Here is a 2,933-nt window from a genome sequence, read left to right on the forward strand (position 1 = left end):
GGGGACTTCATCGGTGACGGGGTATCCCAGGGCACCGTTTTCGTACCCGGTGGCCGCCCACAGGGCTCGGATCGCGCCGGTTGAGACGTGTGCTCCTGATGCGGGTGAGTAAAGGATGCATCCGTGCTCGAAGCACTGGTACCCGCCGTTGTCCTTGAGGCCGTACACCTCCCCCGTGGTGGCTGCTCCGAGAGCGCCGTTCAGCGAAGCTGCCTTGACTGCAATGGGACTCTGCGGTGCAGTGGGTGCACCCGGAAACACGACGGCAGCAGCGGCATTAATAAGGCCGGCGCCGCAGCCGCCCGAGCAGGTTCCGGGAAGAGGACGGGCCGTTGCTTTCAGCTCCGCTTTGATCTGGGCCGGTGTCAGGGATGGATCTGCGGCTTTCATGAGGGCCCCGACGGAGGCTGCCATCGGCGTGGCCATGGAGGTCCCCATCATATAGCCGTAGGTCTCAGCCCCTGGCGTCGTGATCCCGGCGTTGAGCGTGGACAGGATGCCCGCGCCGGTGTCGCCCCCGGGAGCCATGACGTCGATGGCGGCCCCATAATTTGAGTACGACGCCTTGGACCCGGACTGGTTGGAGGCACCGACGGTGATCACATTGTTGCAGTTAGCCGGAGTGTCGTTGGCGGCCGGTTGGTTTTCGTTCCCGGCAGCGACAAAGATCGTTGAACCGCGGCTCACGGCACCGTCAATGGCCGCCTGCAGCGTGGACGAGCACGCTGCGGTACCGCCAACGCTCAGGTTGATGGTCCTGGCCGGGTTGGCATTGGCGGGGACGCCGTTGACGGTTCCACCGGAGGCCCATGTGATGGCATCCGAAATGTCGGAGAGGTAACCGCCGCAATCGCCCAGGGCCCGGACCGGTTCGATTTTGACCCCTGGAGCCGCCCCGGTGACACCCTCGCCGTTGTTGGCGATAGCGCCTATGATCCCGGCAACATGGGTTCCATGCCAGGACGAGGTGGAGGTTGAGGTCAAACCACAGTCCCCGGGAGCCCGGTAATCGCCGGGATCGGATGCGTCGGCGTCCCTGCCGTCACTGTCACGAGAACCCGTCGTGCCCGTGATCATGTCGTACCCCGCAATGACGTTCGCGTTCAGGTCGCTGTGCGCGGTAATGCCGGTATCGATCACTGCAACGATTTGACCGGTTCCGGTGGTTTTGTCCCAAACAGATGGAACCCGGATACCGACATTGGGATCGGACAGCCCCCACTGCTGTGGATAGTAGGTGTCATTGGGAGTCGACGCGGCCTGCATGAGGATGTCGGGCTCGACAGAGGCAACGTTCTCGGATGCGGCGAGGCTCTGCAGGACCTTGGTCGACTCGTCGGCGCTGAGCCTACGGCTTGCCTTTACCACCTTGGCGTTACCGGTGGCCGACTTGAGCTCCTTGACGGCGATTGAGGTATCGCGGGCCGCCTTCTCATAGGTCTTTCCACGTTCGGCGGAATTACCGGCAGCAGCGGGCTTGAACTTCACGATGAACTGGTCCGTCGGCGGCGGGGCCGCCGCTTTCTGCACGGCTGAAGGCCCGGGCGGCGGCGCTGGCGTCTCAGCCGCGTTTGCACCCGTTGCCACTACTGAACCGAGCATCATGACTGCAACAGCTAACACCGTCGTTCTTGCGGCTAAAGGACGGTTGGGCATATTTATTGTCGTGCGCACATTCACTCCTATTGGGCCTCCCATTCCATGAGGCACGCTACTCAGCGTCAAATACTGCAATCCCGGTCGCCCCCACCGTCGAATGCCTCGAAAGGCCGGAACGGACCCGACGGGCTCGGCGACCAGCAATCCCGGATGTTTGGTAACCCGGAGACCGTAGCGACCACGTTGGGTGACCGCCACTGTGGATGCCGACTATTGAATTGAACAGAGTAATGATCGGGGTACATTCACGGCCGGATTCCTTATTTCCTTCTCTGAGGCCCCGTGCCGCGATGACGTTCACTGTGCAAGCTGCCTGACACCCACCGCCCTGGCCCGGTGGCGAACTATCAGGGCATCGCCACCGGACCCTTGGCTACAAAGAAACCACCTTGCGCCACGCGGCCGCTCGTTGCCACTTCACGAGCGGCCGCGCATTAGCGAAGGCCTGAAGCGGCGGTGCTTTCCTCGCCGGTATCAGACAGTGCGGCGCCGCCGCCGCAGCCGGAGCATCAGGACCCCGGGGACCAGAAGCAGCAGGCCACGCGAGAGCATGAACGCATCGAAGCCGGTCATTGCCAAGCTGTTAACACCAGACGCAGGCGGCGCAGATGCCATGGCCGCTACCACCGTATCTACAGCCGCGGTCCCTGCTGCCACACCCGTCACCGAACCCGCGGGGACAACCAAAAACCCGCCGGTTCCGCTGTCCCCCGCTACTACTTTGGCCCCGCCAATAACGGGAAACCCTGTCCCCGTTGTGTTCGTTCCTTGAACCAACAACCCGCTGCCATCCGTGACGCCAGCACCCGAAGTGCCACCAAGCCCTGCGGCAATACCGAGGTCCGCACTGCCCACAGTGCCGAGGCTGCCGGTGGCGGGAGCCGTGACTCCGGTGGTGGCCGGAGCAGCCGAAGTGATGCCGGCGCCCAGGCTGGCTACGGCGGCGAGGGTGCCGGTCGTGGGATCCGTGGCCGTGGTGGTCCCAAGGGCCACATCCGCGGCAAGGACCGTGGTGGTCCCAAGAGCCACATCCACGGTCAGGGCCGTGGTGGTGGGGGCTGGCGCGGGAGTGGTGGTCCCGGTGCCGAGGGTCGCGCCCACGGTGCCGGTGGTGGTACCGGATGTTCCGGTGCTCCCGAGGTTTGCGGCTCCGGTCAGGGCCGTGGTGGTGGGGACCGGCGCGGGAGTGGTGGTCCCGGTGCCGAGGGTCGCGCCCACGGTGCCGGTGGTGGTACCGGATGTTCCGGTGCTCCCGAGGTTTGCGGCTCCGGTCA

General features: G+C 64.6%; 1 protein-coding gene and 1 pseudogene. Both read right to left on the minus strand.

The window, feature by feature from the left end:
• Window positions 1-1,623, minus strand: a 1,623-nt coding sequence (locus AB0313_RS21025; RefSeq protein ID WP_366308164.1) for a S8 family serine peptidase, incomplete at its 3' end; no start/stop codon positions are given.
• A gap of 510 nt (window positions 1,624-2,133) precedes the next feature.
• Window positions 2,134-2,933 (minus strand): annotated as a pseudogene (locus AB0313_RS21030) (hypothetical protein); the annotation flags it as partial.

Source organism: Pseudarthrobacter sp. NPDC080039, assembly GCF_040702335.1.
In the GTDB taxonomy this organism is placed as follows: Bacteria; Actinomycetota; Actinomycetes; order Actinomycetales; family Micrococcaceae; genus Arthrobacter; species Arthrobacter enclensis_A.